Origin of the sequence: Nocardia sp. NPDC058114 (genome assembly GCF_042884695.1) — a bacterium.
GTDB lineage: Bacteria > Actinomycetota > Actinomycetes > Mycobacteriales > Mycobacteriaceae > Nocardia.
In genome coordinates this window covers 1,118,536-1,143,265 of the sequence record NZ_JBHVTK010000001.1, presented here as the reverse complement: position 1 = coordinate 1,143,265, position 24,730 = coordinate 1,118,536, and the positions used below count along the sequence as shown (strand labels likewise).

Sequence of the window (24,730 nt, the reverse complement as noted above, 5' to 3'; positions counted from 1 at the left end):
GACCCAGGTTCTAGGGTTGTCGCCATGTCCGACGTGCGTGCCAGCTACCTCACCGACGGGGCCGAGATCTATCGGCGCTCGTTCGCGACGATCCGCGCCGAGGCGGATCTCGCCGGTTTTCCCGCCGATGTGGAACGGGTGGCGGTGCGGATGATCCACGGCTGCGGGCAGGTCGACCTGGCCCCCGACATCGCCTTCTCCCCCGGTGTGGTCGCCGCCGCGCGCGCCGCGCTGCACGCAGGAAAGCCGATCATCTGCGATGCCAATATGGTCGCCTCGGGGGTGACCCGCAAGCGACTGCCCGCCGACAACGCGGTGCTGTGCAACCTCACCGACCCGCGCGTGCCCGAACTCGCCGCGCGACTGGGCAATACACGCTCGGTGGCGGCGCTGGAGCTGCTGCACGACCAGCTCGACGGCGCGGTGGTGGCCATCGGCAACGCACCGACCGCGCTGTTCCACCTGCTCGACATGCTCGACTCCGGTGCGCCGCGACCCGCGGCGATCATCGGCATCCCGGTCGGGTTCATCGGTGCCGCCGAATCCAAGCAGGCGCTGATCGACTTCGGCGGGATCGAGTATCTGACCGTCCGTGGCAGGCGCGGCGGCAGCGCGATCACCGCGTCGGCACTGAATGCGATTGCGAGCGAACAGGAGTGAGTGAGATCAGCACCGGCAAACTGTGGGGTATCGGCCTCGGTCCCGGCGATCCGGAACTGGTGACGGTGAAGGCCGCCCGGCTCATCGCCGAAGCCGATGTGGTCGCGTTCCACAGCGCCAAGCACGGCCGCAGCATCTCCCGCGCCATCGCGGAGCCGTATCTGCGCGCCGGGCAGATCGAGGAGCACCTGGTCTACCCGGTGACCGTGGAGACCACCGACCATCCCGGCGGATACCAGGGCGCGATCGACGAATTCTACGAGCAGGCGGCCGCGCGGCTGGCCACCCATCTGGCCGCGGGGCGTACCGTCGCGTTGCTCGCCGCCGGTGATCCGCTGTTCTACTCCTCCTACATGCACATGCACCGGCGGCTGGCCGATCGATTCGAGGCCGAGATCATCCCCGGCATCACCTCGGTGAGCGCGGCCTCCGCGGCGCTGGGAACTCCACTGGTGGAGGGTGAGCAAGTGCTGACGGTGCTGCCCGGCACCATGCCCGTCGAGGAGCTGACCGAGCGGCTGCGCGAGACCGACGCCGCCGCGATCATGAAGCTGGGTCGCACGTTTCCCGGAGTACGCCAGGCACTCTCGGATTCCGGCCGGTTGGCCGACGCGTACTACGTCGAACGCGCGAGCAGCACTCGTCAGCGAGTGCTCGCCGCGGCCGACGTCGACGAGGCCGACGTGCCGTACTTCTCGATCACCCTGGTCCCGGGTCCGACGCCGACCACCGTGATCCCCGCGCGCGGCGCTTCCGTCCGTCAGCCCACCGCCGCCGCCGACGACCGCACAGGCACCGTGGCTGCGGCGCCTGGCCGTCCGGACATCTCGCCGGATGAATCAGCGGATGCGCCGGGCGAAGTCGTCGTCGTCGGTCTGGGGCCCGGCGACGCGGACTGGACGACGCCGCAGGTCACTGCCGCGTTGGCGGAGGCGACGGACCTCGTCGGGTACACCACCTACATCAATCGCGTCCCCGAGCGGGCGGGTCAGCGACGGCACGCCAGCGACAACAAGGTCGAATCCGAACGCGCCGCGATGGCACTGGACCTGGCCAAGCGGGGCGCGCGCGTCGCGGTGGTGTCCTCGGGCGATCCCGGCGTTTTCGCGATGGCGGCCGCCGTTCTCGAGGTGTCGGCCGAACCGCAGTTCCAGGATGTCCCGGTGCGGGTGCTGCCCGGCCTGACGGCCGCCAACGCGGTGGCCAGCCGGGTCGGCGCACCGCTCGGGCACGACTACGCGATGATCTCGCTGTCGGATCGGCTCAAGCCGTGGGAGGTCGTCGCACAACGACTTTCGGCGGTCGCGGCGGCCGATATGGCCATCGCGATCTACAACCCGGCCTCGTCCCAGCGCCGCTGGCAGGTCGGCGCCATGCGCGAGGTCCTGCTCGAACACCGCCCGCCGCACACGCCGGTGGTGCTGGGCCGCGATGTCGGCGGGCCCACCGAATCCGTCCGGGTGACCACTCTCGGTGAGCTCGATCCCGACGAGGTCGACATGCGCACCCTGCTGATCATCGGATCATCGACCACCACCATGTTCGACACGCCGGAAGGCACCCGCGTTTTTACTTCGCGTAGGTACGGGTCGGTACCGAGCCGGTAGTCCGCGCCGGACAGTCCACGAACCGCACGGTCGCTACCCCGCGTCACCCGGGCCGAACGGCCGCCGAATCAGCACCGCGGACGACCCCGGCGACCCCGCGACCGACCGAGACTTCCGCGATCCTCGGCAACCCCCGTCGCCCGCGAGGCCCGGCGACACGCCCGTGCGATGGCACACTTGTTCCGCGGGCATGCCCGCATGCACACCAGTCTGACAGCTCGTTTCCTGGTTCGATTCCCCAACGCGTCCCACGAGGACGATGAAAGGATTCACCACGATGAGAGTTCAGCACCACGCACAGAACACGCTCGGTACCCGATTACGGCGCGGTGTGACGGTCGGCCTGATAGCCGCCGCCATGGCGGTTCCGGTCACCGCGGCCGCCCAGGCGCCCGCTCCCCCGGCCCCGCCTGCGCCCTCAGCGCCGGCTGCGCCGGCTCCCGAAGCGCAGACGCAGGCGGACCCCGTCGCACCCGCGGCTCCCGCAGCACCCGCAGCGCCCGGGCTGCCTGCATTGCCCGGCTTGCCCGGAGCGCCTCTCGCCGAGGGTGCCTCCAGCATCACCTTGACGGTCAACGGCTTGGACGGCGAGCCCATCGCGGTCGATATCGACACCACGGCGACCGTCAAGGACCTCAAGGCCCTCATCCAGGAGCAGACCGGCGTTCCGGCGGCCGATCAGCAGCTCATCACCGAGAGCGAGGTCAAGCTCGAGGACGCCAACACTCTGGCGTCCTACGAACTGGCCGACGGTGACATCGTGAACCTCGCGCTGGCCTGAGCCTGACGAGTCGATCACCGCGGCGGTGGTGCTCAGCGCGCGAGCACCACCGCCGCACCCCGGTCCGGCGAACGCGCCGCAACACCGGCACTATTGGTGGACTGCGCACCCAGGCGTAACATTCCACTTAGGAATGTAGTTCGAAGGGAGTTGACCGTTGACCGACACCGCGACTCGACGCCGCCCACTGAACTCCACCGCGGCCTCGCTACTCGGGTTCCTGCACGAGGGCCCGAAGTCGGGCTGGGATCTCGCCACGCAGGCCCAGCAACGCATCGGCGACTTCTGGACCATCACCCAGAGCCAGGTCTATCGCGAACTGTCCACGATGGACGCCGCGGGCCTGGTGACCAAAGGCGAACGCGGCGCCAGAGAGCGCACGCCGTACCGGATCACCGATATCGGGCGCGAGGCCTTCGCCGAGTGGATCGGGCGCGATCCCGGCGCCGAGACCATCCGCGTGCCACTGCTGCTCACGCTGTCCTTCGGCGAGCACCTGGATCCCGCGCATCGCGATCGGATCATCGCCGCCAACAAGAACATTCATCAAGATCGCCTCGACCGCTACCTCGACGAAGACGAGACCGCCCTGGCTCCGCACCAGCGCGCGACCCTCGAATTCGGCATCGCCTACGAGCGCGCGGTCCTGCACTGGTTCGACCAGCTGCCGACCATCTTCACGCCGCCGAACCCGCGCTGACGGAGTTCGGCCCCGCCGCCCGGTTCAGCGCACCCGGTGCGATGCGGACTCACGCAACCACTCGACCGCGTCGCCGACCTCGGCCACGGTGACGGCGCCCGCGGGCAGCGGTGGCCGATCGATCATGATCACCGGCAGCCCCGCGGTGCGGGCAGCGAAGATCTTCGCCTCGGTCTGCTCGCCGCCACTGTTCTTCGTGACCAGCACATCGATGCGATGCCGCGACATCAGCACGAGTTCCTCGTCGAACGTGAACGGCCCACGCGCCAGCAACAGTTTGGCGCGCGGCGGCAGCGGGACCTCAGGGGCATCGATGGAGCGGATGACGAAACCGTGGCCCGTGCAGCCGACGAACGCGCCGACGCCCTGGCGGCCGATGGTCAGCAGGACCTGTTCGTCGCGCGCGGTCAGTGCCGCGGCCGCCGCGGCGAGATCGGGCACGCGCGTCCACAGGTCACCGCGCCGCTGCACCCACTCGGGGCGGCGCAGATGCAACGCCGGGATATCCAGCTCGGCCGCGGCGGTGGCGGCGTGCGCGCTCACCTGCGCGGCGAAGGGATGGGTCGCGTCCACGACAGCGTCGATCGCGTTCTCGCGTAGCCAGGTTCGGAGGCCCTCGACACCACCGAACCCACCCACGCGGACCGCACCGACCGGCAGCCGCGGATTGGCGACTCGACCAGCGAGGGAGGACACGATGTCGAGTCCACGCTCACCGGACGCTCTGCGCGCCAACTCCCTGGCTTCGCCGGTGCCACCGAGGATCAAAACTCTCAGGACAGCCCTCCGAAATCATCAGCGCCGGCATCACCATCGAACTTCGAGTACTCCATGTAACTCTCCATCGTGGAAAACGAACCGGGGGGATTACCCGGAACGGCAACGACCCTACCCCCGAGCCGTGGGTTCTACACGTTCGGTCCGAAACTTTTACGGCGCGCGGACCCTGCGGGAACGGATTCACCGTGATCTGCGCGTGATCTGACCGTGATCGGTGCTAAGCGTCCACACTCCGGCGACCAGCGGGTTTTCGGACAATCCACTGAGCGACCGGCAAGTGCGGTCGCCAGGCCGTGAACCCGCCGAGCGGTTCACCCCGATAGATCTGAAATTTGCGCAGGGTTCCACCGAACCGCGCCGACCAGTCGAGCAGCAGCGCTTCCGATTCCGCGGTGACCGCGTTGGCGACCAGGCGGCCGCCGGGGCGCAGCCGCTGCCAGCACTGCTCGAACATGCCGTCCTGGGTGAGACCACCACCGAGAAATACGGCGTCCGGAGCCGAGATATTTTCCTCGGCTAACTCTGAGCGCACCTCACCGCGGATCGTTATTCCCGGCACCCCGAGGGCGGTGATATTGGTCGCGATTTGTTCCCGGCGAGCAGGCAGCCGCTCGAACGTGACGGCGCGGCACAGCGGATGGGTACGGCACCATTCGATGGCGATACTGCCCGACCCGCCGCCGATATCCCACAGCATTTCCCCCGGTGCGGGGGCGAGAGCGGTGACGGTGAGGGCGCGAACCTCGGCTTTGGTGAGCTGGCCGTCACCGGCGAAGGCAGCGTCGGCCAGACCGGGCAATCGGGTGTCGCGACGCGTATCGGGATCGGCGCGGCAGTCGATGGCGACAATGTTGAGCGGGTCGCCGGGCGGGTGTGACCAGGTAGCCGCGGAGCCGGTGTGGCAGTGTTCGGCGGGGCCGCCGAGTTGCTCGAGAACCGTCAGCGATGAAGCGCCGAATCCCTTGTCGCACAGCATTTCCGCGATTCTGCTCGGCGTCGTTTCGTCTTCGCTGAGGACGAGAATCCGCCGACCATCGGACAATTCGGGCACGACGGTGGGCAATGGCCGGGCAACCACACTCACCACCGGGGTTTCGGCCAGCGGCCACCCGAGCCGCGCGCAGGCCAGCGACGCCGACGAGGGCTGTGGGAACACCCGCAGCGCCGCCGGGCCGAACCGGCGCGCCAGGGTGACACCGATGCCGTAGAACATCGGATCACCGCTGGCCAGCACGCCGATGCGGCGACCGGCATTGCGCCCGAACAACTCCGGCAGGGCGGGCAGCAGCGGCGTCGGCCACGGCACCCGCTCGATATCGCCGGCCGGGAGCAGCGCCAGTTGACGCGAGGAGCCGAACACCACGTCACAGTCCCCGATTTCCCGGCGGACGTTCTCCCCCAGACCCGCCCAACCGTCGGCCCCGATGCCGGCCACCACGATCGGGTGGCCGGTCCAGTCCGCCGCCGCGTCGCCGGACGCGGTCACCGTGGCATCCGACGCCAGACCGATTGCGGGAGCAGGCGCATCACGAAGAAGGCGATGGCAAGTCGGCCGGGCACCGCGACCCGGGTGGCGCCCTTGCCGAGACTGCGGACCACGGCGTCGGCGACCTGGTCGGGAGTGATGGCCAGGGGCGCGGGTGCCATGCCGGTGGTCATGCGCCCGATCACGAAGCCCGAACGCACCAGCAACAGCTGCACGCCCGTGCCGTGCAGGGCGTCGCCGAGGCCGCTGGCGAAGCCGTCCAGGCCCGCTTTGGCCGAACCGTAGACATAGTTCGCCCGCCGCACGCGCACGCCCGCGATCGAGCTGAAGACGACGATCTGGCCGGATCCCTGCGCACGCATCACGGTCGCCAGGGTCGTGAGGACACTGACCTGGGCGACGAAGTCGGTGTGCACGACCGCCACCGCGTGCGCCGGGTCGTGTTCGGCACGATCCTGATCGCCGAGGACGCCGAAGGCGAGCACCGCTGTCGCGATGCCACCGTGCTCGGCGGCCAGTTTGTCCAGCAGGGGCGCGTGGGTGGCGGTCTCGTCGGCGTCGAATTCCACGGTGTGCACAGCGGTCGCGCCCGCCGCGCGCACCTGCTCGACCTCGGCCGCCAACGCGCCGGCACGGCGAGCGGCCAGGATCACCACCCGTCCGGGCGCCAGCCTGCGCGCCACTTCGAGGCCGATCTCACTGCGCCCGCCCAGGACGAGCACCGGCCCATCGTTCTGCTGCATTCCCATAGCGCCAGTCTGTCATCCGGCCCGTCCGGCCGGTGCCGGCCTGCCTCTGTTGTGTGCACGGCGCGAACCCGCGCAGCGACGCGCCGGTCGGCCCGGCTACCGTTTCCGGCATGCCGACCGCCACCACACAGCTGTCCCCCGCTGCCCTCGCGTTCGTCACCGAGCGGCATCTGGCCACGCTCACCACGCTGCGCGCCGACGGCACCCCGCACGTGGTCGCCGTGGGCTTCACCTGGGATCCGGAGAGCGGGATCGCTCGCGTGATCACCGACGGCGCGTCGGTGAAGGCACGCAATGCCGGACGAGGCGGCTACGCGGCGGTGAGCCAGGTCGATGGGCCGCGCTGGCTGACCCTCGAAGGACCGGCGACGGTACTCCGCGACAGCGCCGACGTCGCCGAAGCCGTGCGTCGCTACACCGAGCGCTACCGGGTGCCCCGCGAGAACCCGACACGGGTGGTCGTCGCGATCCAGGTGCGCCGGGTGTTGTCGTCGGGCACGTTGAAATAGCCTCCGAAACCCCGCTCAGCGCCCGTGCGGGCGCTTGTCGCTACGGACTCGGCCGCTTACAGCACCGTCAGGCCGTGCGGCCGATTGTTCATCGACTCCACACCGTCGTCTGTGACGACCACGATGTCCTCGATCCGCGCGCCCCATTCGCCGCGGAAGTAGATTCCCGGCTCGATGCTGAACGCCATGCCCGGCTCGAGCACCAGGTCGTTGCCCGCCACGATGTAGGGCTCCTCGTGCACCGACAGGCCGATGCCGTGGCCCGTGCGGTGGATGAAGGCGTCGCCGAGGCCCGCGTCGGCGAGCACGCTGCGGGCGGCGGCGTCGATGGATTCCGCGCTCACCCCCGGCCGCACCGCCGCGACCGCGGCGGCCTGGGCGGCCTCCAGGACCGCCACCTGTTCGACGATCTCCGGGCGCGGGGTGCCGAGAACATAGGTGCGGGTCGAGTCCGAGTAGTAGCCGGGTTCGACGGGGCCACCGATGTCGATGACCACGACATCGCCCTGCTCGATGACGCGATCGGAGACCTCGTGGTGCGGGTCGGCGCCGTGCGGTCCACTGCCCACGATGACGAACGCCGCCTCGGTATGGCCTTCCTCGACGATCGCGGCGGTGATATCGGCGCTCACCTCGGCCTCGGTGCGACCGGCCCGCAGGAACTCGCCCATCCGCGCGTGCACGCGGTCGATGGCCGCGCCCGCCCGGCGCAGCGCGTCGATCTCGGCCTCGTCCTTGATCATTCGCGACTCGCGCAGCACCGGCGTCGCCGAGGCGGGCAGACCGGTGGTCGATTCGGCGAGCGGGATCAGGTGCAGCGCGGGCATGGCATCGGCGACCGCGATGCGGGAACCGGCGTGCAGGATCGAGCGGACCAGCTGGTACGGATCGACGCCGTCGACCCAGTCGAGCACCTGCAGGCCGAGTTCGCCCGCCGCGGAATCGGCGAGCGAGGCCAGCTCGAGTTTCGGGATGATCACCGAGGGCGTGGATCCGTCGGCCGGGATCACCAGGCAGGTGAGCCGCTCGAAGGATTCCGCGGCCGAACCGATCAGGTACCGCAGGTCGGGGCCCGGAGTGATCAGCAAGGCGTCCAGATGCGCCGCGCGCATCAACTCGACCGCCCGCTCCAGCCGCTGACCGTAGACCTTCGCCGCGAACCTGGCATCCGTGTGCGCGCTCATAGGATCCGACGTTACCCGCCCCGCACCGAGGGCAGCCACCGAAGCCCATCGGCACGGCCACGGCCACGGTGTCGGTGGTTCGGGGCACAATCACCGGGTGACCGCTGACGAGAGCACCCGTGGACCCCTGTTGATCCTCGACGGCGCCAGCCTCTGGTTCCGCGCCTATTACGCGATCCCCGACAAGCTCAGGGGCGCGGACGGCCGCTCGGTGAACGCGCTGCGCGGCTTCACCGACATGGTGGCCTCGCTGGTCACCAAGCATCGGCCGAGCAGGCTCGTGGTCGGGCTCGACCTCGATTGGCGGCCCCCGTTCCGGGTGGCCCTGGTGCCCTCCTACAAGGCGCACCGACTCGACACCAGCACCAGCGCGGCGCCCGGCGCGGAGGAAGTGCCCGACACGCTCACCCCGCAGGTCGAGATGATCCTCGAAGTACTCGAGGCGGCGGGCATCGCCACCGGCGGCGCGGAAGGCCTCGAGGCCGACGACGTGCTCGGCACCCTCGCCAGCCGGGAGCGCACCGACCCGGTTGTCGTCGTCAGCGGCGACCGCGACCTGCTGCAGCTGGTGCGCGACGAGCCCGCCCCACCGGTCCGCGTGCTCTACGTCGGTCGCGGTCTGGCCAAAGCGGAACTGTTCGGCCCCGCGGAACTCTCGGCGAAATACGGTGTGCCCGAACAGAACGCGGGACCGGCCTACGCCGACATGGCGACCCTGCGCGGCGACGCCTCCGACGGCCTGCCCGGCGTGGCGGGCATCGGCGACAAATCCGCCGCCCAGCTGATCACGAGGTTCGGCTCGCTCGACGCGCTCATGGACGCCGTCGCCGCTCCCGATTCCGATATCGCCAAGGGTGTGCGCGCGAAACTCGTTGCCGCACAGGACTATCTGAAGGTCGCCGCTCCGGTCGTGCGGGTGGTCCGCGACGCCGACGTGATCCTGTCGCGTCCGGACGTCCTGCCCACCACCCCCGCTGACCCCGACCGGCTGCTCGCGCTGGCCGCCGAGTACAACGCCGAGAGCCCGATCACCCGCCTGGTCACCGCACTGACCGCGGCACACACCGGCTGATCCGCCCGCGACGAGTTCGCGACGGCGCCACCGCCCGTCGTATCTGCGCCGCCGGAAACGACACCGGGCCGCCCGCGTAGTCGCGGACGGCCCGGAAAACACAGTGCGAGCGCCTAGTTGGGGCGGCCGACCTCGTAGGTGCCGTCTTCCTTGGTGATCTTGACGGTGACCTTCTTCGCCTCGCCACTGACCTTCAGCTCACAGGTGAAGGTCGCGTCGACCTCCACCGCCTGGCCGGAGGGGCAGCTGACATCGGAGACGTCGGCGATGCCGTAGGAGTCCTTCAGCACGCGCGAGACACCGTCCTGCACGGCCGCGTTGTCGAGTTCGTCCGAGGAGAACACGACCAGGATCAGACCGATCACGGCGGCGACCACGAGCACACCCGCGGCGATGAGCCCGACGATCAGGCCCTTGCTCTTGCCACCGGAGGACGGCTGCTGGCCCCACTGCTGTTGCGGGGCGGGCTGCTGGCCCCACTGCTGCTGCGGCGCGGGCTGACCCCACTGCTGCTGTGCGTTGGCGGCCTGGTTGTTCCAGTCCTGCGGCGGCGGCTGGGTCTGGCCCCACTGCTGCTGCGGCCCGGTCGGCTGCTGCGGCTGCTGGCCCCACGGCTGCTGCGGCTGCTGGGGCTGTTGTCCCCACTGCTGCTGTGGCTGCTGCGCGTTCGGGTCATTCCACTGCTGGGTGGGCTGGGCGCCCTGTTGTGGCGGCTGCTGCGCGCCACCCCAGTGCTGGGTGGGACCGGCGCCACCGGCCCCCTGCTGACCCCCCCAGTGCTGGGTGGGATCGTTGTTCCCCTCCCCGGGGTTGTTCGGTCCGTAAGGGCCGCTCATCCACTCGCCTCCACTCGCATCATTAGTCCATACGGTAGCCCCCCGCGCCGGGCCTGCCGCATTCGCACGACATCCGCCTCACGGTCGGTACGCGAAGAAATCAAATCACAGACGTGCCGACTACGCGGCGTCCACCGCGACGACACCCCGCCGTACCGCACGCACCGCCTTGGCGGCGGTGGACGCGATCTCGGGGTCGTCGGCGGTGTTGTGGATCTGATCGAGCAGGTCGATCACCTGCCTGCACCACCGCACGAAATCGCCCGCCGACATCGTCGTACCCTGGTCGCCGCTGGCCAGCAACGCCTCGGCCAACGCATCACCGCGCGCCCACTTGTAGACCCCGGTGACGAACCCCAGATCGGGTTCGCGGGTGGGCGGAAGTTTGTGTCGCACCTCGTCGGAGCGCAGATCCGACCACACTTCGATGGTGGCCGCGACCGCACGGCGGATCGGATCGGTCGGTCCCGCCGGCGTCAGCAGGCCGGTTTCCTGGCGCGATTCGTAGACCAGTGCCGACACCACCGCCGCGAGTTCGGCCGGGCCGAGTCCGCGCCACAGACCCTGGCGCAGGGCCTCGGCGACCACGAGATCGCTCTCGGCATAGATTCGGGCCAGGCGCCTGCCGTCGGCGGTCACCTCACCGTGGGCGACGAAGCCGCGTTCCTCGAGCAGCCCGACGATCCGATCGAACGTGCGCGCCAGCGAATTCGTGGTGGCGGCAACTTTCTGGCGCATCGTCTCGGTCTCACGGGCGAGCCGCGAATACCGCTCGCCGGTGCGGCTCAGCTGCTCCCGATCGGGACGATTGTGCGCGGGATGGGACCGCAGACTGCGCCGCAGCGTCGAGAGCTGACGATCTTCGCCGCCGCGAACACGATCGTTGCGCTTGCCACGGCGCGGGGCCGAGATTCCGGTGCCGCGCAACGCCGAGGCCAGGTCGCGGCGGATGCGCGCGGTCCGATGATCGACCCGGCGCGGCAGATCCATGCGCCCGAGCGCTTCGGCGGGCTCCGGGAAATCGGCCGCGGACACCCGACCGGCCCAGTGGTCCTCGGTCAATACCAGTGGACGCGGATCGCCGGGCGTCTGGTCGGGTTCGAGGATCACCGCGAGCCCGGAACGCTTGCCCACGGGGATGGACACCACGTCGCCGCGACGCAACCCGATCAGCGCTTTCACCGCGGCACCGCGCCGGTCGGCCCGCCCCTGCTGCTGGATATCGCGTTCACGCTGCTTGATCCGGTCGCGCAGCGACAGATACTCCATGAAGTCGCCGTCGACGCCGCCGAGCTGACTCTCCAGCTTGCGCAGCGCGCCCTCGTTGCGTTCGATCCCGCGGACGAGCCCCACGACCGACCGGTCGGCCTGGAACTGGGCGAACGACCGTTCGAGCAGCGTTCGGGCTTCCTGGGCACCCATCCGGTCGATCAGGTTGATCGACATGTTGTAGCCGGGCCGGAACGAGCTGCGCAGCGGATAGGTGCGGGTGGAGGCGAGGCCTGCCACCGCACTGGTGTCGACCTCGGGCTGCCACAGCACCACCGCGTGACCCTCGACGTCGATACCGCGCCTCCCCGCACGACCAGTGAGCTGGGTGTACTCGCCGGGGGTGAGCTCGGCATGGGTTTCGCCGTTGAATTTCACCAGCCGCTCGAGCACCACCGTGCGGGCGGGCATGTTGATGCCCAGTGCCAGCGTCTCGGTGGCGAACACCGCGCGCACCAGACCCTTGACGAACAGTTCCTCGACGGTGTGCCGGAACGCGGGCAGCATGCCGGCGTGGTGGGCGGCCAGGCCGCGCTGCAGCGCCTCGCGCCACTCCCAGTAGCCGAGGACCTCCAGATCGCCCTTGGGCAGGTCACCGGTGTGCTTCTCGATGATCTCGTCGATCTGTGCGGCCTCGCCGGGACGGCTCAGATCGAGGCGGGCGCGCAGGCACTGGGCCAGCGCGCCGTCGCAGCCCGCGCGGCTGAAGATGAAGGTGATCGCGGGCAGCAGGTTTTCCTCGTCGAGGCGCGCCAGGACATCCGGTCGCGGCAACGGGCGGAAATTGCCGCCGCGTCCACCCCGTCCGCGCGGACCGCCGTAGCCGTGCATCCGGTCGGCGCTCTCACGCTGGCGGATGAACCGCACGAGGTCTTCGTCGACCACGACCTTGTGGTCGCTGGACTTGGTGTCGAACAGGTCGAACATCCGCCGGCCGACCATCACGTGCTGCCACAGCGGCACCGGCCTGGTCTCGTCGACCACCACCGCGGTGTCGCCGCGCACGGTTTCCATCCAGGCGCCGAACTCCTCGGCGTTGGATACCGTCGCCGACAGGCTCACCAGCCGCACATCCGGTGGCAGGTGCAGGATCACTTCCTCCCACACCGCGCCCCGGAACCGGTCGGCCAGGTAGTGCACCTCGTCCATCACCACGTAGGACAGACCGTGCAGCGAGTCCGAGGACGCGTAGAGCATGTTGCGCAGCACCTCGGTGGTCATCACGACCACCGGCGCGCCGGGGTTGATCGACTGGTCACCGGTGAGCAGGCCGACACTGTCGCGGCCGTGGCGGGCGGTGAGATCGGCGAACTTCTGATTCGACAGCGCCTTGATCGGCGTGGTGTAGAAGCACTTTCCGCCCGAGGCCAGCGCCATGTGCACGGCGAACTCACCGACGATCGTCTTGCCCGCTCCGGTCGGGGCGCACACGAGCACGCTGTGCCCGTCTTCCAGCGCCGCGCACGCGGTGCTCTGGAAGGGGTCCAGATCGAACGAGATTTCACCGGCGAATTTCGCCAGTTCGCTGGGCAGCCCCGGAGTGTCGGTCACCCCTCAGAGCGTATCGGAGTAGTCCGACACCGGGCGCGCGGTTTTCTCCGGCTCGCTCACCGGATCGGCGGACGCCACCGGCTCGGGGGTCTCGAGCGGAGAGGCCTGTTCGTCGTCGAGCGTGCCCCAGCCCTCCTTCTCTTCCCGGCGGGCCTTGCGCGCGTCACTGAACCGCGCGAACTGCACGGCGAACTCGAACAGCACGGTCAGCGCGATCGCCAGCGCCAGCATCGAGAACGGGTCCTGCGGTGTGACGATCGCGGCGAAGACGAACAGACCGAAGATCATCCCGCGCCGCCACGCCTTGAGCTTGGTGTAGGGCAGCACGCCGACCAGGTTCAGCCCGATGATGATCAACGGCGTCTCGAAACTGACGCCGAAGATGATCAGCAGCTGGATGATGAAACCGAAGTACTGATTACCGCTGAGCGCGGTGATCTGGACGTTGTCGCCGATGGTCATCAGGAACGACAACGCGTGCGAGACCACCACGTAGGCGAGCACGGCACCCGTCACGAACAGCACCGAACCGGTCACCACGAACCCGACCGCGAGCTTGCGTTCCTTCGCGTACAGCCCCGGGGTGATGAACGCCCACAGCTGGTACAGCCAGAACGGGGTCGCGATCACCACACCGGCGGTGAATCCGACCTTCAACCGGAGCATGAACTGGTCGAAGGGGCCCGTGGCGAGCAGTCGGCAGGCGCCGTCGGGGGTCAGGCTGGCGCGCGCCGATTCGGGCAGCGCACAGTAGGGGCCGCGCAGGATCTCACCCAGGCTCTCCATCCCGAAGAGGGTGTGCGCGTACCAGAAGAAGCCGATCAGGGTGGTCACCGCGATGGCGGCCAGTGCCAGCAGCAGCCGGGTGCGCAGTTCCTGCAGGTGCTCGACCAACGACATGGTGCCGTCGGGATTCGTCCTGCGCTTGGTGCGCCGGGGATCGAACGGAATGCGCATGGTGGGTGGTGGCCTCTAACCCTCGGTTCGGCGGATGCTCGGCGGCAACTTCTGACGAGACAGCACTTCGCCCCGGAGCGATGACTACCGCTCCGGGGTGATGGCCGAGGTCAGAGGGTTTTGTGGCCCTGCTGCGGTTCGACGATCGGGGTCTGTGCCTGCGGCGCCGACGCGGACAGCTGCTGCTGCGGCGCGGGGGTGGCCGGGGTGGCCGCCGGTGCGTCGGATGCCGACGACTCCGCCTGCATCTGCCCGACCTCGCTCTTGAAGATCCGCAGCGAGCGGCCGAGACCGCGTGCCGCGTCGGGAAGCCGCTTCGCGCCGAAGAGCAGAACGAACAGCAACGCGATGATCAGCAGGTGCGTCCAGCTGAACGTGCCCATTATCAGATACCTCCAAAGACTGTGGTGATTACCGATGCTACCTGGGTTCGGAGCGTGGTGGACGCCGAGCCGCAGCGGTGTTCGCCACGCGTTCAACCCGCGACAGCGGCCGCCGCCCCGGTCAGCTCGGCGAACAACCGGCTCCCGGTGAACCGGGCGGTGTCGCCGGACTCGGCGATCCTGATCAGCTCCGTCAACCGCCGGTTGACCGGCGTCGGGTGCCCGACCATGTCGCCGAGGCGCACGATTTCCCCGCACAACCACGCGATTTCGGTCCGCCGACCGAGCGCGAGGTCATCGGCCATCGACGAACGGGCGAGCGGATCGATGGCGAGCACGCGCCCGAACACCCGCCGGAAGACCGCGTCGGGAACGCGCAGCAAATGCACCATCAACTCGGGTGGAACGGGGGTGAGCTGCGCGGGCCGAATTCGCGCAGTGTTCATCACGGCGAGGGCTTCGGACTGGGTCAGCGCGAGGCAGCGGCGGTAGTCACGCTCGGCGAGTTCCTCACGCAGCGGCTTGCCCGACAGCGCGTTGATCGGGTTGTTCAGATTGAGCAGCAGTTTCGCCCATTGCACCGGACGCAGATCGCGGTGGCGGCGCAGCGGCAGACCGGCCGCCCGGAAACGGTCGGCGAAGCGGTCGACGACCGGGTCGTCCTGGATCGCGAGGTCGCCGTCGCTGGCGCGGTGGAAACACCCGCGACCGCTGTGCACCACATTGAACATCACCATCCCGGCCAGGGCGATGCTGGTCGGCAGAATCTCTCTGATCACACTGGCGTTGCCGATGCCGTTCTGCAGGCTCACGACCGGCGTGCCGGGGCGTAATCGGCCCGCGACGGCACGGACCGCGGCGGCGGTGTCGGCCGATTTCACCGTCACCAGGACCAGGTCGGCCAGCTCGGGTTCGTCGGGCTCGAGCGCGAGGCCGAACCGGTCGGGCGTCACCTCGGTCGAACCGCCGTCCAGATCGGTGAGGCGCAGGCCGTGTTCGGCGATGTCGTCGAGGATCCGCTGACGGCCGACGAAGATCACTTCCATACCCGCGGCGGCCAGGTGACCGCCGATGAAAACCCCGACGCTGCCCGCGCCGAGGACCAGTACTCGCTGACTCACGCGGGTTCGGTCTCCCCCACCAGTCCGGCGGCCGCGTAGGCGGCCAGGGCGGCGTCGGCGCGCAGGCGCACCGCCGCCACCAGTTCGGGTGGCCCGAGCACGGTGACGCCGGTGCCGAAGCCGAGCAGCAGCCGAGCCATCCAATCCGGTGACGCGAAGCGCATGCCCGCCTCGATGCTGCCGTCGGCGCGCGATTCGATGCGGTGCATGGGGTACTGGTCGAGCACCCAGGCGTAGTCGGCGCGGATCCGGAGCCGGGCCAGCGGCACGTCGGGGTCGTCCTGGAACAGGTCGAGTGCCGCGGCGTCGTTGGCGGCGTGACTCGGCGCGCGAGCGGGTTCGTCGAGTTCGGTGGCGTCCTCGATCCGATCGAACCGGAACAGGCGAACGCCTTCGGCCTGCCTGCACCAGGCCTGCAGGTAGCTGTTGTTGTCGACCAGCACCACGCGAATCGGGTCGACGATACGTTCGGACACCTCGTCGCGGCTGGCGGAGTAGTAGACCAGGCGCAGGGCCCGCGCGTCGGCGAGCGCGGCGCGCACGGTCGCGACCACCGGCTTCTCGACGGGGACATCGACCGGTTTGCCGGTGACGACGGCGTCGGTGCTGGCGATCGCCGATTCGATCTTGGCGATGGCGGCGTGCGCGGCGGTCGGATCGACCATGCCCGGCATCTCCACGATCGAGCGCAGCGCCACCAGCAGCGCGGTGGCCTCGGTGGAGGTCAGCCGTAGCGGCCGTTCGATCCCGGCCGAGAAGGTGACCTCGATGCTCTCCTCGGAGAACGACAGGTCGATCAGATCGCCGGGACCGTAGCCCGGCAATCCGCACATCCACAGCTGATTGAGGTCGCTCATCAGCTGTTTGGTGGTGACACCCAGTTCGGCGGCGGCCTCGGCCGCGCTGATACCCGGGTGCGCGAGCAGGTACGGCACCATGTTCAGCAGGCGCGAAAGGCGTAGGGACAGACGCGAACTCACGACGTGACCTCCGTGTGGTCGAGTACCGACCGTAGCCGGTTCATCACGTCGGCGCGCAGTTCCGGTGGTTCCAGAACGAGAACATCGGGACCGAGGCCGGTGATCAGCCGGGCCACCCAGTCGCGGGATCGGACCGGTACCGCGAGCACCGAGCCGGGACGTCCGCCCAGGTCACGGGTGTCGACTTCGGTGCCGATGCGGCGCAATTCGCGACCGCGACCCTTGGCGACCCATACGGTGGCCGACCCGGTGACGGGAGCGTCGCCGGTGACCCGGTCGACGATCGCGCGCAGATCGGTGTGCGCGGGCTTGTGGACCGCGTCGGCCGGACCGTACGGCCGCACCTGTCCACCGATCCGCGAGAGCCGGAACGTGCGAACGGCATCACGTTCGCGGTCGTGGCCGACCAGATACCAGCGCCCGTGCCGGGTGACCACCCCCCACGGTTCGACATCGCGGGTCACGAACGGATCGGTGACGGCGCTGTGGTGGCCGAACCGCACCGCCTGCCCCGCGTCGATCGCCGCGAGGAGTTCCCGCAACACCGGCTCCGACCCTCGGGTGCGGGCGGGCACCGCGGGCACCGACACCCCGACGTTGTCGGTCTCGACGGTGACCCCGGCCGCACGCAGCTTCAGCAGCGCGCCCTCGGCCGCGCCCGCCAATTCCGGTGAGGCCCACATCTGCACCGCGACGGCGACCGCCGCGGCTTCCTCGCTGGACAGGTCGATATCGGGCAACTCGTAGGCGTCCCGGTTGATCCGGTACCCCTCGAGTGTCGAGAACCGTCCCACCGGACCGACTTCCAACGGGATGCCCAGATCGCGCAGTTCGTTCTTGTCGCGCTCGAACATCCGGCTGAACGCCTCGTCGGTCGCGGAGTCCTCGTAACCGGCCACGCTGGCGCGAATACGTTCCGCGCTCAGGAACTGCCTGGTCGACAGCAGCGCGATGACCAGATTCATCAGCCGCTCGACCTTGGATATCGCCACTCGATAGAGGGTAATGGTCGCGCCCGCTCCCCCGCGCGTCGGCGCACACTTGGGCCACGGTCCCGCGACCATGGGACCCACCCGCCGAAAGGATCACGATGCTCGTCGCCTTCTCCGTTGCGCCCAGCGGTTCCGCCCACCACGACGGCTCGGTCGGCGAAGCGGTCGCCGCGGCCGTCCGGGTGGTCCGCGCTTCCGGCCTGCCGAACCGCACCGACGCGATGTTCACCACCCTCGAGGGCGAATGGGACGAGGTGATGGCAGTGATCAAAGCCGCCACCGACGCCATCCTGGTCACCGCACCCCGCTGCAGCCTGGTCCTCAAGGCCGATATCCGACCCGGGGTCACCGACGCGCTGCACAGCAAGGTCGACACGGTCGAGCGCTATCTCGCCGACGGGTAGCCGACGCCCACGGGTGCGAGAATGCGAGGGTGAACCTCCGTCCGGCATGCCGTGCCGCGGGCATCGGCGTGGTGTCGATCAGCGAGCACGTCGGCCCCGCTCGGGCACATCGGGCCGTCCCCACCTTGTCGGCTCGACTCGTTGTCGGTCTCGGGGCTCCGCTCGAGGTCGACTACGGCGGACAGACCTTGCGCACGCAGGCTGTCGTGGCCGGCTTGATGCGGCCGGGGCTCGCGACGCCGGTCACCACCCTGCTGCCGCGGCAGCCGACAGCTTATGTCGAGTTGTCGGCGTCGGCCCTGCGCCGCCTGATCGGCATGCCGCTCAGTGAAGTGGACGCGGGCGGTGTGATCGCCGACGCCGTACTGCCGTGGGTGCGTTCGATGTGCGAGGAGTTGGTGGAGCACCCGGCCGCTCGACGCGAGGCTGTTCTGCGCATTCGGCTGCTCGACCAGCTGAACCGGGCCGGGTACGACACCACCGCCGACCACGCCCTGCGCGCGCTGGATCTGATCAGAGCCGGTGGTGGAACGGCGTCGGTCGACGATCTCGCCGACCACGTACACCTGAGCGCCCGGCGTCTGCGCGAGGTGATGCGACGCTCGCTGGGGGTCACCCCGAAATTCGCCTCCCGCGTGGCCCGCCTCGAGTGCGCGGTCCACCGCGCAGGCACGGGCGCAACGTCCTGGGCCCAGGTGGCGGCCGAGTCGGGCTACCACGATCAGAGCCACCTCGTGCGCGAGTTCCGCGACCTCATGAACACCACGCCGACCGACTGGCTCGCGGAAGAGGGCCGAAATCTACAAGGCAGGCAACGCCCTGCTCCACGACCATGGGAAACATGAACAGCCAACTGGTCCCGAAGCTGCTGGTCTCCGACGCGGACGCCGCGATCACCTTCTACACCCGGGCGCTCGGAGCCGAGGTGAGTCTGCGCGTCGCCGAGGACGCGGTGGTGCACCACGCCGAACTCACGCTCGGCTCCGTCGTGTTCGCGCTGGCACACAGTGCCGAGGAGTGGGGGTGGGCCGACCCGGAATCGGTGGGTGGCTCGCCGGTACTGCTCGTGCTCACTGTCGCCGATCCCGACGCGACAGCGCAGCGGATGGCCCAGCACGGAGCCGAGGTCGTGATCCCCGTCGACAACCGTCCCTACGGCAAGCGACAGGGCAGGGTGAAGGACCCCTTCGGGCACCTCTGGGTCCTCAGCGGCGAACTGCGATAGGCCACCGGGCCGCTGTGGCGAGTGCGGGTGCCCTCGCCACAGCCGGATCTCACAGCATGCAGCGGGCGATCGAGTCGGCCACACACGCTGGGCGGTCGGCGTTTTCGAGCTCGACGGTGACATGGCGGTGGACTTGGACGCCGCCGGTGACCTCGGTGACCTCGGTGAGCGTGAGGTGGGCGCGAATACGGCTGTCGACCGGGACGGGAGTGAGGAAGCGGACTCGGTCGAGGCCGTAGTTGATGCCTGCCTTCGCCGCGCTGACGGTCATGATCTGCTGGGTCATCGGCACGACCAGCGACAGGGTGAGGAAGCCGTGGGCGATGGTGGTTCCGTAGGGGCCCGCGGCGGCGCGCTCGGCGTCGACGTGGATCCACTGGTGATCGTCGGTGGCCTCGGCGAACAGGTCGATGCGACGCTGGTCGACGGTGATCCAGTCGCTGGGGCCGAGTTCGGTGCCGACCGCCGCCCGCAGCGCGTCGACATCAGCGAAATCCGTGGTCATGCCGTTCCTCCGAAACGTTGGCGCAGTGCGCGTTTGAGAACTTTATGGGTGGGGCCGAGGGGTAGCTCGGTCATGAATTCGACGCGGCGCGGGTACTTGTACTTCGCGACCTGCTGCTTGGCGAAGTCGATCACTTCCCGCTCGGTCAGCGCGCCCTCGGGCACGACGACCGCCACGACCTCCTCACCGTAATGGGGGTCGGGCACACCGATCACCGCCACCTGCGCGATCCGCGGGTGCCGTATTAGGGCCGCTTCGACCTCGGTCGGATACACATTGAATCCGCCGCGCAGGATCATCTCCTTGATCCGGTCGACGATGCGCACCCGACCGGTGTCGTCCCTCGTGCCGAGGTCACCGGTCCGGAACCAGCCGTCGACCACGACCGCGGCGGTGGCTTCCGGCCTGCCGGTGTAGCCGCTGAACACGTTGTGCCCGCGCACCACCACCTCGCCCACGTCGCCGACCGGCAGCAGTTCGATGCGGTCGGCGATCGCGGGATCGGCGATCTCCACGTCGACGCCCCACACCGGATGTCCGACGGTGCCGGCCTCGGTACCGAAGCACGGCTGGTTCACCGCGGCGGTCGGCGAGGTCTCCGACAGGCCATAGCCCTCGAGTACCGGCGCGTGGAAGTTCCGCTCGAATTCCTCGAGCACGGCGACGGGCAGCGCTGCGCCACCGCTGATACAGAGTTTCAGCTCGGGCAGTACCGGCGCCGAACCCGCCGCTTCGATCAACGACAGATACATGGTGGGCACGCCGTGGAACAGGTTGACCCGCTCGGCCGCCATCAGCGACACCGCCGCGGCCGCGTCGAATCTCGGCATCAGCACCAGGGTGCCGCCCACCCGCCACTGCGAATTCATCGATACCGTCTGCCCGAACACGTGGAACAGCGGCAGCGCGCCGAGGGCGATGTCGTCGCGGTGGATCTCGTTGGCGTCGAAGGTGTTCACCGTCGCGCACATCACCATGTTGAGATGGCTGAGCTCGGCGCCCTTGGGTGTACCGGTGGTGCCGCTGGTGTAGAAGACGACCGCCGTATCGAGCGGGCCACGCGAGACGAAGTTCGAGATCGCCGTGCCGGCAAGCTCTTCGGGCGCCACCACATCGATGCCCACGTTCCTCGCCGCTTCGCTCCCGGTCGCCGCGACCATCGGATGACAGATCAGCAGCGAGGCACCGCTGTCACGCAGCACGTATTCCATCTCCGGCGCGGTGAGCAGCAGATGGACGGGCACCACCGTCGCGCCCGCGGCGAGGATGGCGAAATAGGCGCGCGGGAAGTCGACGGTATTGGGACACAGCAGCGCTACCCGGTCGCCGGGTTGCACACCGTGCGCGATCAGGGCGCCGGCCTGTTCGCGGGCTTCGCGCCACAGATCGGCGAAGGTGATGCGGTGCTCACCCTCGATCAGCGCGAGGTGACGCGGGCGGCGGCGGGCGGGTTCGGCGAGGATGCTCGCCAGGGAAAGTGTGGCGTTCACGGGTGGTTCCTAACGACAACGTTGGCGGAAAGCAGTGGCCACCGCACAAGGCGGGGCTGGATGCGATGGCAACCGGGGGCGAACACCGCACCGGTCACGGATGCTCGTCACGATCGACGACAACCGCGCCACATCGTCGACTGCACCGAAATCCATGCTCGGCAGCCGCTGCACCAGGGCCGTGATCGCTTGTGCGGCAAGGTCATCGGGTTGAACCTCGGCCGGCGCGCCCCCGTACCGGCCGAACGGCGTCCGCACGCCGTCGACCAGATACGCGGTGCCGGTCACAAGCCCATGTCCTTGGCGATGATCATCTTCATCACCTCGCTGGTGCCCCCGTAGATCCGGTTGACCCGGTTGTCGGCGTACAGGCGGGCCACCGGGTACTCGTTGATGTAGCCGTAGCCGCCGTGCAGTTGCAGGCAGCGGTCGATCACTCGCGAGGCCACCTCGGAGCAGAACAGTTTGGCCGAGGCCGCGTCGGCGGCGGTGAGTTCCTCGCGGTCGAGGGCCTCCAGCGCCCGGTCGACGACCGCCTCGGCGGCATCGACCTCGGCCTGGCAAGCGGCCAGTTCGAACTTGGTGTTCTGGAACTGCGCGACCGGCCTGCCGAAAACGTCACGGCCCCTGGTGTACTCGAGAGTGAACCGGATCGCCGCCTTGGCCTGGGCATAGGCGCCGAGGGCGATCGAGAGCCGTTCCTGCGGCAGATTCCGGCCCAGGTAGCTGAACCCCTTGTTCGCCTCCCCCAGCAGGTCCGACACCGGAACCCGCACGTCGGTGAAGGACAGCTCGGCGGTGTCGGAAACCTTCAGACCCAGCTTGTCCAGCTTGCGTCCCACCGCGTACCCCGGCGACTTCGTATCGACCACGAGCAGCGAGATCCCGTGGCGGCGATCCGTTTCCGACGGCGGAGCGGTCCGTGCGCAGACGATCACCCGGTCGGCGTGCACACCGCCGGTGATGAAGGTCTTCGACCCGTTGAGCACATAGTGCGTGCCGTCCTCGGACAGCTGTGCGGTGGTGCGCATTCCGGCGAGGTCGGATCCGGTGCCGGGCTCGGTCATCGCGATCGCGAACATGATCTCGCCCGAGACGAATCCCGGCAGCCAGCGCTGCTTCTGTTCGTCGGTCGCGAGGTTCTTCAGATATGGCAGACACAGGCCCACGTGCACGCCGGAGCCGCCGAAAGACACACCGGCGCGGGTGGTTTCCTCCAGCAGGATCGCCTGGAACTTGAACGATTCGATGCCGGCGCCTCCGTACTGCTCGGGCACCTCGATCCCGAACACCCCGAGGCCGGCCAGCTCGGCGTAGAACTCGCGCGGCACGATGCCCGCCTCGTACCACTGGTCGTAGACCGGCGAGACCTTCGATTCGATGAACGCCCGCACGGTCTTGCGGAATGCTGCGTGCTCGTCGGTGAAAACTGTTCTCTGCATGGGGTTTCTCCGCAATCTAGAGACGGCGTCCGCCGTCGACGTACACGGTCTGTCCGGTGACGAAACCGGCGTCGTCGGAGGCGAGGAACGCCACCACGTTCGCGATGTCGGCGGGCACGCCGACCCGTCGCAGCGGGGTGATCTCGGCGGTCTTCGCCTGCAAATCCTCGGCACTCACGCCCATCCGCGCCGCGGTGGCCGCGGTCATCTCGGTGGCGATGAAGCCGGGGGCGACCGCGTTGACGCGAATCCCGAACGGGCCGAGTTCCATGGCGAGGGTGCGGGTCAGGCCCTGGATGCCCGCTTTGGCCGCCGCGTAGTTGGCCTGGCCGCGATTGCCGAGCGCCGAGACGCTCGAGGTGTTGACGATGGCGCCGCCACCGTTGTCCACCATGTGCTTCTGCGCGGCCTTGCTGCACAGGAACGCGCCGCGCAGGTGCACCGCCATGACGGTGTCCCAGTCCTCGACCGACATCTTGAACAGCAGGTTGTCGCGCAGCACGCCCGCGTTGTTCACCAGCACGTCGAGCGAGCCGAGATCGGCCACGGTACGCGCGACGGCGTCGGCCACCTGCGCCTCGTCGGCGACGTCGCAACCGAGGCCGATCGCGGTGCCGCCTGCCGCGTTGATCTTCCCGGCGGCCAGCACGGCAGCGTCGGTGTCGAGATCGACGACGGCCACGGCGAATCCGTCGTCGGCCAGTCGGGCGGCGGTCGCCGCGCCGATGCCGCGAGCCGCCCCGGTGACGAAGGCTGTTCTGTGGGTCATGGGTCGTACTCCTGTGTCAGACAATGGCGTTCACGCCGGTGAGGGCGCGCCCGATGAGCAGTTTCTGGATCTGGGTGGTGCCCTCGTAGAGAGTCAGTACGCGCGCGTCACGCAGATACTTGGCGACGGGGTATTCGTCGATGTAGCCGTAGCCGCCGAACACCTGGATCGCGTTGTTGGCAGCCGAGACCGCGGCTTCGGAGGCGAACAGCTTCGCCATCGACGCGGCGGTGCCGAAGGCTTGCCCGCGGTCGGCGAGATCGGCCGCGCGCCAGGCGAGCAGCCGGGCGGCGTCGGTCGCGACGGCGATATCGGACAGCAGCTCCTGGACCAGCTGGTAACCGGCGATCGGCTTGCCGAACTGTTCGCGCTCACCGGCATAGCGCACCGCGGCTTCGAGGCAGGCCCGGGCCACGCCGACGCACCCGGACGCGACCCCGATGCGGCCCTTGTCGAGCGCGGACATCGCGATCCGGAAGCCCTGCCCCTCCTCGCCGAGGCGCAGCGCGTCGGGCACCCGGACGCGATCGAGGACGAATTCGGCGGTGGCCTGGCCACGCAGCCCGAGCTTGCCCTTGATCTCGGTCCGGCCGAAGCCCGCCGCGTCCGTCGGCACCACGAACGCGGTAACCCCCTTGGGGCCGGGCCCGCCGGTCCGCGCGAACACCAGCGCGTGATCGGCCCAGGTCCCGTTGGTGATGAAGATCTTGGTGCCGGACAGAACCCAGTCCGACCCGTCGCGGACGGCGCGGGCGTCCAGATTCGCCGCGTCGGAGCCGGTGCCGGGTTCGGTCAGCGCGAAACAGCCGAGCTGTTCACCCGCGCAGATCCCGGGCAGGAATCGCTGCTTCTGCTCCTCGGTGCCGTAGGCGGCGATCGACTTGCCGAACAGCCCGAGCGAGACCGACACGATGCCGCGCACCGCGCTGTCACCGCGGCCGAGCTCCTCGAGCAGCAGGCAGTAGTCGAAGGTGTCGCCGCCGGAGCCACCGTATTGCTCGGCGATCCCGATGCCCAGGAAACCGAGAGCGCCGAGTTTGCCGACGATCGCCGGGTCCACCGATTCGTCGCGATCCCACTGCGCGGCATACGGCACGACTTCCTTGTCCACCCACGTTCGGGCGAGTTCACGCAGGTCGGACTGCGCGGGGGTGAGCTGGAAATCCACGGAACCACTCCTGAACCAAACGGCGTTAGGTTTACTCGGGCACCGTATCCTAACGCTGTTCGGTTAATCAAGAGCCATTTTCGGCATCGGTGATACCGTTCGATTCCCGA

26 protein-coding genes are annotated in these 24,730 nt (G+C 69.1%); 9 read left to right on the top strand and 17 right to left on the bottom strand.

Translation table 11 applies throughout. The features are described from left to right. The first annotated feature begins 24 nt into the window (after positions 1-24). The 4 genes from ACFVVI_RS05210 (at position 25) to ACFVVI_RS05195 (ending at position 3,748) form a co-directional block, all read left to right on the top strand. Positions 25-660, top strand: coding sequence for a precorrin-8X methylmutase (locus ACFVVI_RS05210; protein ID WP_387443344.1), 636 nt, complete (start codon positions 25-27; stop codon positions 658-660). 5 nt (positions 661-665) lie between these two features. Continuing rightward, positions 666-2,267: a precorrin-3B C(17)-methyltransferase gene (gene cobJ / locus ACFVVI_RS05205; protein WP_387444461.1), complete on the top strand. Its 1,602-nt coding sequence runs from the start codon at positions 666-668 to the stop codon at positions 2,265-2,267. 277 nt (positions 2,268-2,544) lie between these two features. Next, complete coding sequence (locus ACFVVI_RS05200; protein WP_378988019.1) at positions 2,545-3,048, top strand: ubiquitin-like domain-containing protein; 504 nt, start codon at positions 2,545-2,547, stop codon at positions 3,046-3,048. 157 nt (positions 3,049-3,205) lie between these two features. Beyond that, positions 3,206-3,748: a PadR family transcriptional regulator gene (locus ACFVVI_RS05195; protein ID WP_378988022.1), complete on the top strand. Its 543-nt coding sequence runs from the start codon at positions 3,206-3,208 to the stop codon at positions 3,746-3,748. A gap of 24 nt (positions 3,749-3,772) precedes the next feature. On the opposite strand, the gene ACFVVI_RS05190 is transcribed toward ACFVVI_RS05195, so the two are convergent. From ACFVVI_RS05190 to ACFVVI_RS05180, 3 genes are all read right to left on the bottom strand, one after another. Further along, complete coding sequence (locus ACFVVI_RS05190) at positions 3,773-4,525, bottom strand: cobalt-precorrin-6A reductase (RefSeq protein WP_378988470.1); 753 nt, start codon at positions 4,523-4,525, stop codon at positions 3,773-3,775. Between the two features lie 220 nt (positions 4,526-4,745). After that, entirely contained in the window at positions 4,746-6,014 is a 1,269-nt protein-coding gene (gene cbiE, locus ACFVVI_RS05185; protein ID WP_387443342.1) for a precorrin-6y C5,15-methyltransferase (decarboxylating) subunit CbiE, read from the bottom strand. Beyond that, a complete protein-coding gene (locus tag ACFVVI_RS05180; protein WP_378988026.1) occupies positions 6,011-6,763 on the bottom strand; it encodes an SDR family NAD(P)-dependent oxidoreductase in 753 nt (250 codons plus the stop codon). Before ACFVVI_RS05180 ends, cbiE begins: the two co-directional genes overlap by 4 nt. A gap of 110 nt (positions 6,764-6,873) precedes the next feature. On the opposite strand from ACFVVI_RS05180, the gene ACFVVI_RS05175 reads away from it, so the two are divergent. Further along, positions 6,874-7,272: a TIGR03618 family F420-dependent PPOX class oxidoreductase gene (locus tag ACFVVI_RS05175; RefSeq protein ID WP_387443339.1), complete on the top strand. Its 399-nt coding sequence runs from the start codon at positions 6,874-6,876 to the stop codon at positions 7,270-7,272. 56 nt (positions 7,273-7,328) lie between these two features. Here the strand turns inward: ACFVVI_RS05175 and ACFVVI_RS05170 are convergent, their stop codons facing one another. After that, the gene (locus tag ACFVVI_RS05170; RefSeq protein WP_378988032.1) at positions 7,329-8,456 is read right to left on the bottom strand and encodes a M24 family metallopeptidase; all 1,128 of its coding nucleotides are present in this window, start codon (positions 8,454-8,456) and stop codon (positions 7,329-7,331) included. Positions 8,457-8,553: 97 nt separating this feature from the next. Between ACFVVI_RS05170 and ACFVVI_RS05165 the strand changes: the two genes are divergently transcribed. After that, entirely contained in the window at positions 8,554-9,528 is a 975-nt protein-coding gene (locus ACFVVI_RS05165) for a 5'-3' exonuclease H3TH domain-containing protein (protein WP_387443337.1), read from the top strand. Between the two features lie 113 nt (positions 9,529-9,641). Here ACFVVI_RS05165 and ACFVVI_RS05160 read toward each other — a convergent pair whose 3' ends face one another. The 7 genes from ACFVVI_RS05160 to ACFVVI_RS05130 all read right to left on the bottom strand — a co-directional run bounded on the left by ACFVVI_RS05160 (position 9,642) and on the right by ACFVVI_RS05130 (position 17,617). Continuing rightward, positions 9,642-10,364, bottom strand: coding sequence for a DUF4333 domain-containing protein (locus tag ACFVVI_RS05160; RefSeq protein ID WP_387443335.1), 723 nt, complete (start codon positions 10,362-10,364; stop codon positions 9,642-9,644). Positions 10,365-10,484: 120 nt separating this feature from the next. Further along, complete coding sequence (locus ACFVVI_RS05155; protein ID WP_387443333.1) at positions 10,485-13,184, bottom strand: DEAD/DEAH box helicase; 2,700 nt, start codon at positions 13,182-13,184, stop codon at positions 10,485-10,487. Positions 13,185-13,187: 3 nt separating this feature from the next. Beyond that, positions 13,188-14,141: a twin-arginine translocase subunit TatC gene (gene tatC, locus ACFVVI_RS05150; protein WP_378627485.1), complete on the bottom strand. Its 954-nt coding sequence runs from the start codon at positions 14,139-14,141 to the stop codon at positions 13,188-13,190. A gap of 110 nt (positions 14,142-14,251) precedes the next feature. Further along, complete coding sequence (gene tatA / locus ACFVVI_RS05145; RefSeq protein WP_378627484.1) at positions 14,252-14,524, bottom strand: Sec-independent protein translocase subunit TatA; 273 nt, start codon at positions 14,522-14,524, stop codon at positions 14,252-14,254. A gap of 92 nt (positions 14,525-14,616) precedes the next feature. Further along, positions 14,617-15,645, bottom strand: coding sequence for a 2-dehydropantoate 2-reductase (locus ACFVVI_RS05140; protein WP_378988045.1), 1,029 nt, complete (start codon positions 15,643-15,645; stop codon positions 14,617-14,619). Further along, positions 15,642-16,625, bottom strand: coding sequence for a helix-turn-helix transcriptional regulator (locus tag ACFVVI_RS05135; protein WP_378988048.1), 984 nt, complete (start codon positions 16,623-16,625; stop codon positions 15,642-15,644). Before ACFVVI_RS05135 ends, ACFVVI_RS05140 begins: the two co-directional genes overlap by 4 nt. Next, positions 16,622-17,617: a helix-turn-helix transcriptional regulator gene (locus ACFVVI_RS05130; protein ID WP_387443330.1), complete on the bottom strand. Its 996-nt coding sequence runs from the start codon at positions 17,615-17,617 to the stop codon at positions 16,622-16,624. Before ACFVVI_RS05130 ends, ACFVVI_RS05135 begins: the two co-directional genes overlap by 4 nt. A 98-nt stretch (positions 17,618-17,715) precedes the next feature. Between ACFVVI_RS05130 and ACFVVI_RS05125 the strand changes: the two genes are divergently transcribed. The 3 genes from ACFVVI_RS05125 to ACFVVI_RS05115 are packed head-to-tail and all read left to right on the top strand — an operon-like array spanning position 17,716 to position 19,246. Beyond that, entirely contained in the window at positions 17,716-18,021 is a 306-nt protein-coding gene (locus ACFVVI_RS05125; RefSeq protein WP_378627478.1) for an MTH1187 family thiamine-binding protein, read from the top strand. A gap of 29 nt (positions 18,022-18,050) precedes the next feature. Then, complete coding sequence (locus ACFVVI_RS05120) at positions 18,051-18,866, top strand: helix-turn-helix domain-containing protein (RefSeq protein ID WP_387443328.1); 816 nt, start codon at positions 18,051-18,053, stop codon at positions 18,864-18,866. Further along, positions 18,863-19,246, top strand: a complete 384-nt coding sequence (locus tag ACFVVI_RS05115) for a VOC family protein (protein WP_387443326.1) — start codon at positions 18,863-18,865, stop codon at positions 19,244-19,246. The genes ACFVVI_RS05120 and ACFVVI_RS05115 overlap by 4 nt, the downstream gene beginning before the upstream one ends. A gap of 49 nt (positions 19,247-19,295) precedes the next feature. Here the strand turns inward: ACFVVI_RS05115 and ACFVVI_RS05110 are convergent, their stop codons facing one another. From ACFVVI_RS05110 to ACFVVI_RS05085, 6 genes are read right to left on the bottom strand one after another with little or no spacing between them, the layout of a single operon-like run. Continuing rightward, a complete protein-coding gene (locus ACFVVI_RS05110; RefSeq protein ID WP_387443324.1) occupies positions 19,296-19,751 on the bottom strand; it encodes a MaoC family dehydratase in 456 nt (151 codons plus the stop codon). Next, complete coding sequence (locus ACFVVI_RS05105) at positions 19,748-21,241, bottom strand: long-chain fatty acid--CoA ligase (RefSeq protein ID WP_387443321.1); 1,494 nt, start codon at positions 21,239-21,241, stop codon at positions 19,748-19,750. The genes ACFVVI_RS05110 and ACFVVI_RS05105 overlap by 4 nt, the downstream gene beginning before the upstream one ends. Positions 21,242-21,250: 9 nt before the next feature. Continuing rightward, positions 21,251-21,529 (bottom strand): hypothetical protein, encoded by a 279-nt coding sequence (locus tag ACFVVI_RS05100; protein ID WP_387443319.1) that lies wholly within the window; start codon positions 21,527-21,529, stop codon positions 21,251-21,253. Further along, positions 21,526-22,683: an acyl-CoA dehydrogenase family protein gene (locus ACFVVI_RS05095; protein WP_379314982.1), complete on the bottom strand. Its 1,158-nt coding sequence runs from the start codon at positions 22,681-22,683 to the stop codon at positions 21,526-21,528. Before ACFVVI_RS05095 ends, ACFVVI_RS05100 begins: the two co-directional genes overlap by 4 nt. 16 nt (positions 22,684-22,699) lie before the next feature. Beyond that, the gene (gene fabG, locus ACFVVI_RS05090) at positions 22,700-23,452 is read right to left on the bottom strand and encodes a 3-oxoacyl-ACP reductase FabG (protein ID WP_378988073.1); all 753 of its coding nucleotides are present in this window, start codon (positions 23,450-23,452) and stop codon (positions 22,700-22,702) included. A 16-nt stretch (positions 23,453-23,468) separates the two neighbouring features. Continuing rightward, complete coding sequence (locus tag ACFVVI_RS05085; RefSeq protein WP_387443316.1) at positions 23,469-24,620, bottom strand: acyl-CoA dehydrogenase family protein; 1,152 nt, start codon at positions 24,618-24,620, stop codon at positions 23,469-23,471. Positions 24,621-24,730 lie beyond the last annotated feature (110 nt).

What these genes read in the sequence shown, in the direction of transcription:
- ACFVVI_RS05210 (WP_387443344.1), top strand. Translation starts at nt 25, where the DNA reads ATGTCCGACGTGCGTGCCAGCTACCTCACCGACGGGGCCGAGATCTAT.
- ACFVVI_RS05200 (WP_378988019.1), top strand. Translation starts at nt 2,545, where the DNA reads ATGAGAGTTCAGCACCACGCACAGAACACGCTCGGTACCCGATTACGG.
- ACFVVI_RS05180 (WP_378988026.1), bottom strand. Translation starts at nt 6,763, where the DNA reads ATGGGAATGCAGCAGAACGATGGGCCGGTGCTCGTCCTGGGCGGGCGC.
- ACFVVI_RS05175 (WP_387443339.1), top strand. Translation starts at nt 6,874, where the DNA reads ATGCCGACCGCCACCACACAGCTGTCCCCCGCTGCCCTCGCGTTCGTC.
- ACFVVI_RS05170 (WP_378988032.1), bottom strand. Translation starts at nt 8,456, where the DNA reads ATGAGCGCGCACACGGATGCCAGGTTCGCGGCGAAGGTCTACGGTCAG.
- ACFVVI_RS05160 (WP_387443335.1), bottom strand. Translation starts at nt 10,364, where the DNA reads ATGAGCGGCCCTTACGGACCGAACAACCCCGGGGAGGGGAACAACGAT.
- tatC (WP_378627485.1), bottom strand. Translation starts at nt 14,141, where the DNA reads ATGCGCATTCCGTTCGATCCCCGGCGCACCAAGCGCAGGACGAATCCC.
- tatA (WP_378627484.1), bottom strand. Translation starts at nt 14,524, where the DNA reads ATGGGCACGTTCAGCTGGACGCACCTGCTGATCATCGCGTTGCTGTTC.
- ACFVVI_RS05125 (WP_378627478.1), top strand. Translation starts at nt 17,716, where the DNA reads ATGCTCGTCGCCTTCTCCGTTGCGCCCAGCGGTTCCGCCCACCACGAC.
- ACFVVI_RS05115 (WP_387443326.1), top strand. Translation starts at nt 18,863, where the DNA reads ATGAACAGCCAACTGGTCCCGAAGCTGCTGGTCTCCGACGCGGACGCC.
- ACFVVI_RS05110 (WP_387443324.1), bottom strand. Translation starts at nt 19,751, where the DNA reads ATGACCACGGATTTCGCTGATGTCGACGCGCTGCGGGCGGCGGTCGGC.
- ACFVVI_RS05095 (WP_379314982.1), bottom strand. Translation starts at nt 22,683, where the DNA reads ATGCAGAGAACAGTTTTCACCGACGAGCACGCAGCATTCCGCAAGACC.
- fabG (WP_378988073.1), bottom strand. Translation starts at nt 23,452, where the DNA reads ATGACCCACAGAACAGCCTTCGTCACCGGGGCGGCTCGCGGCATCGGC.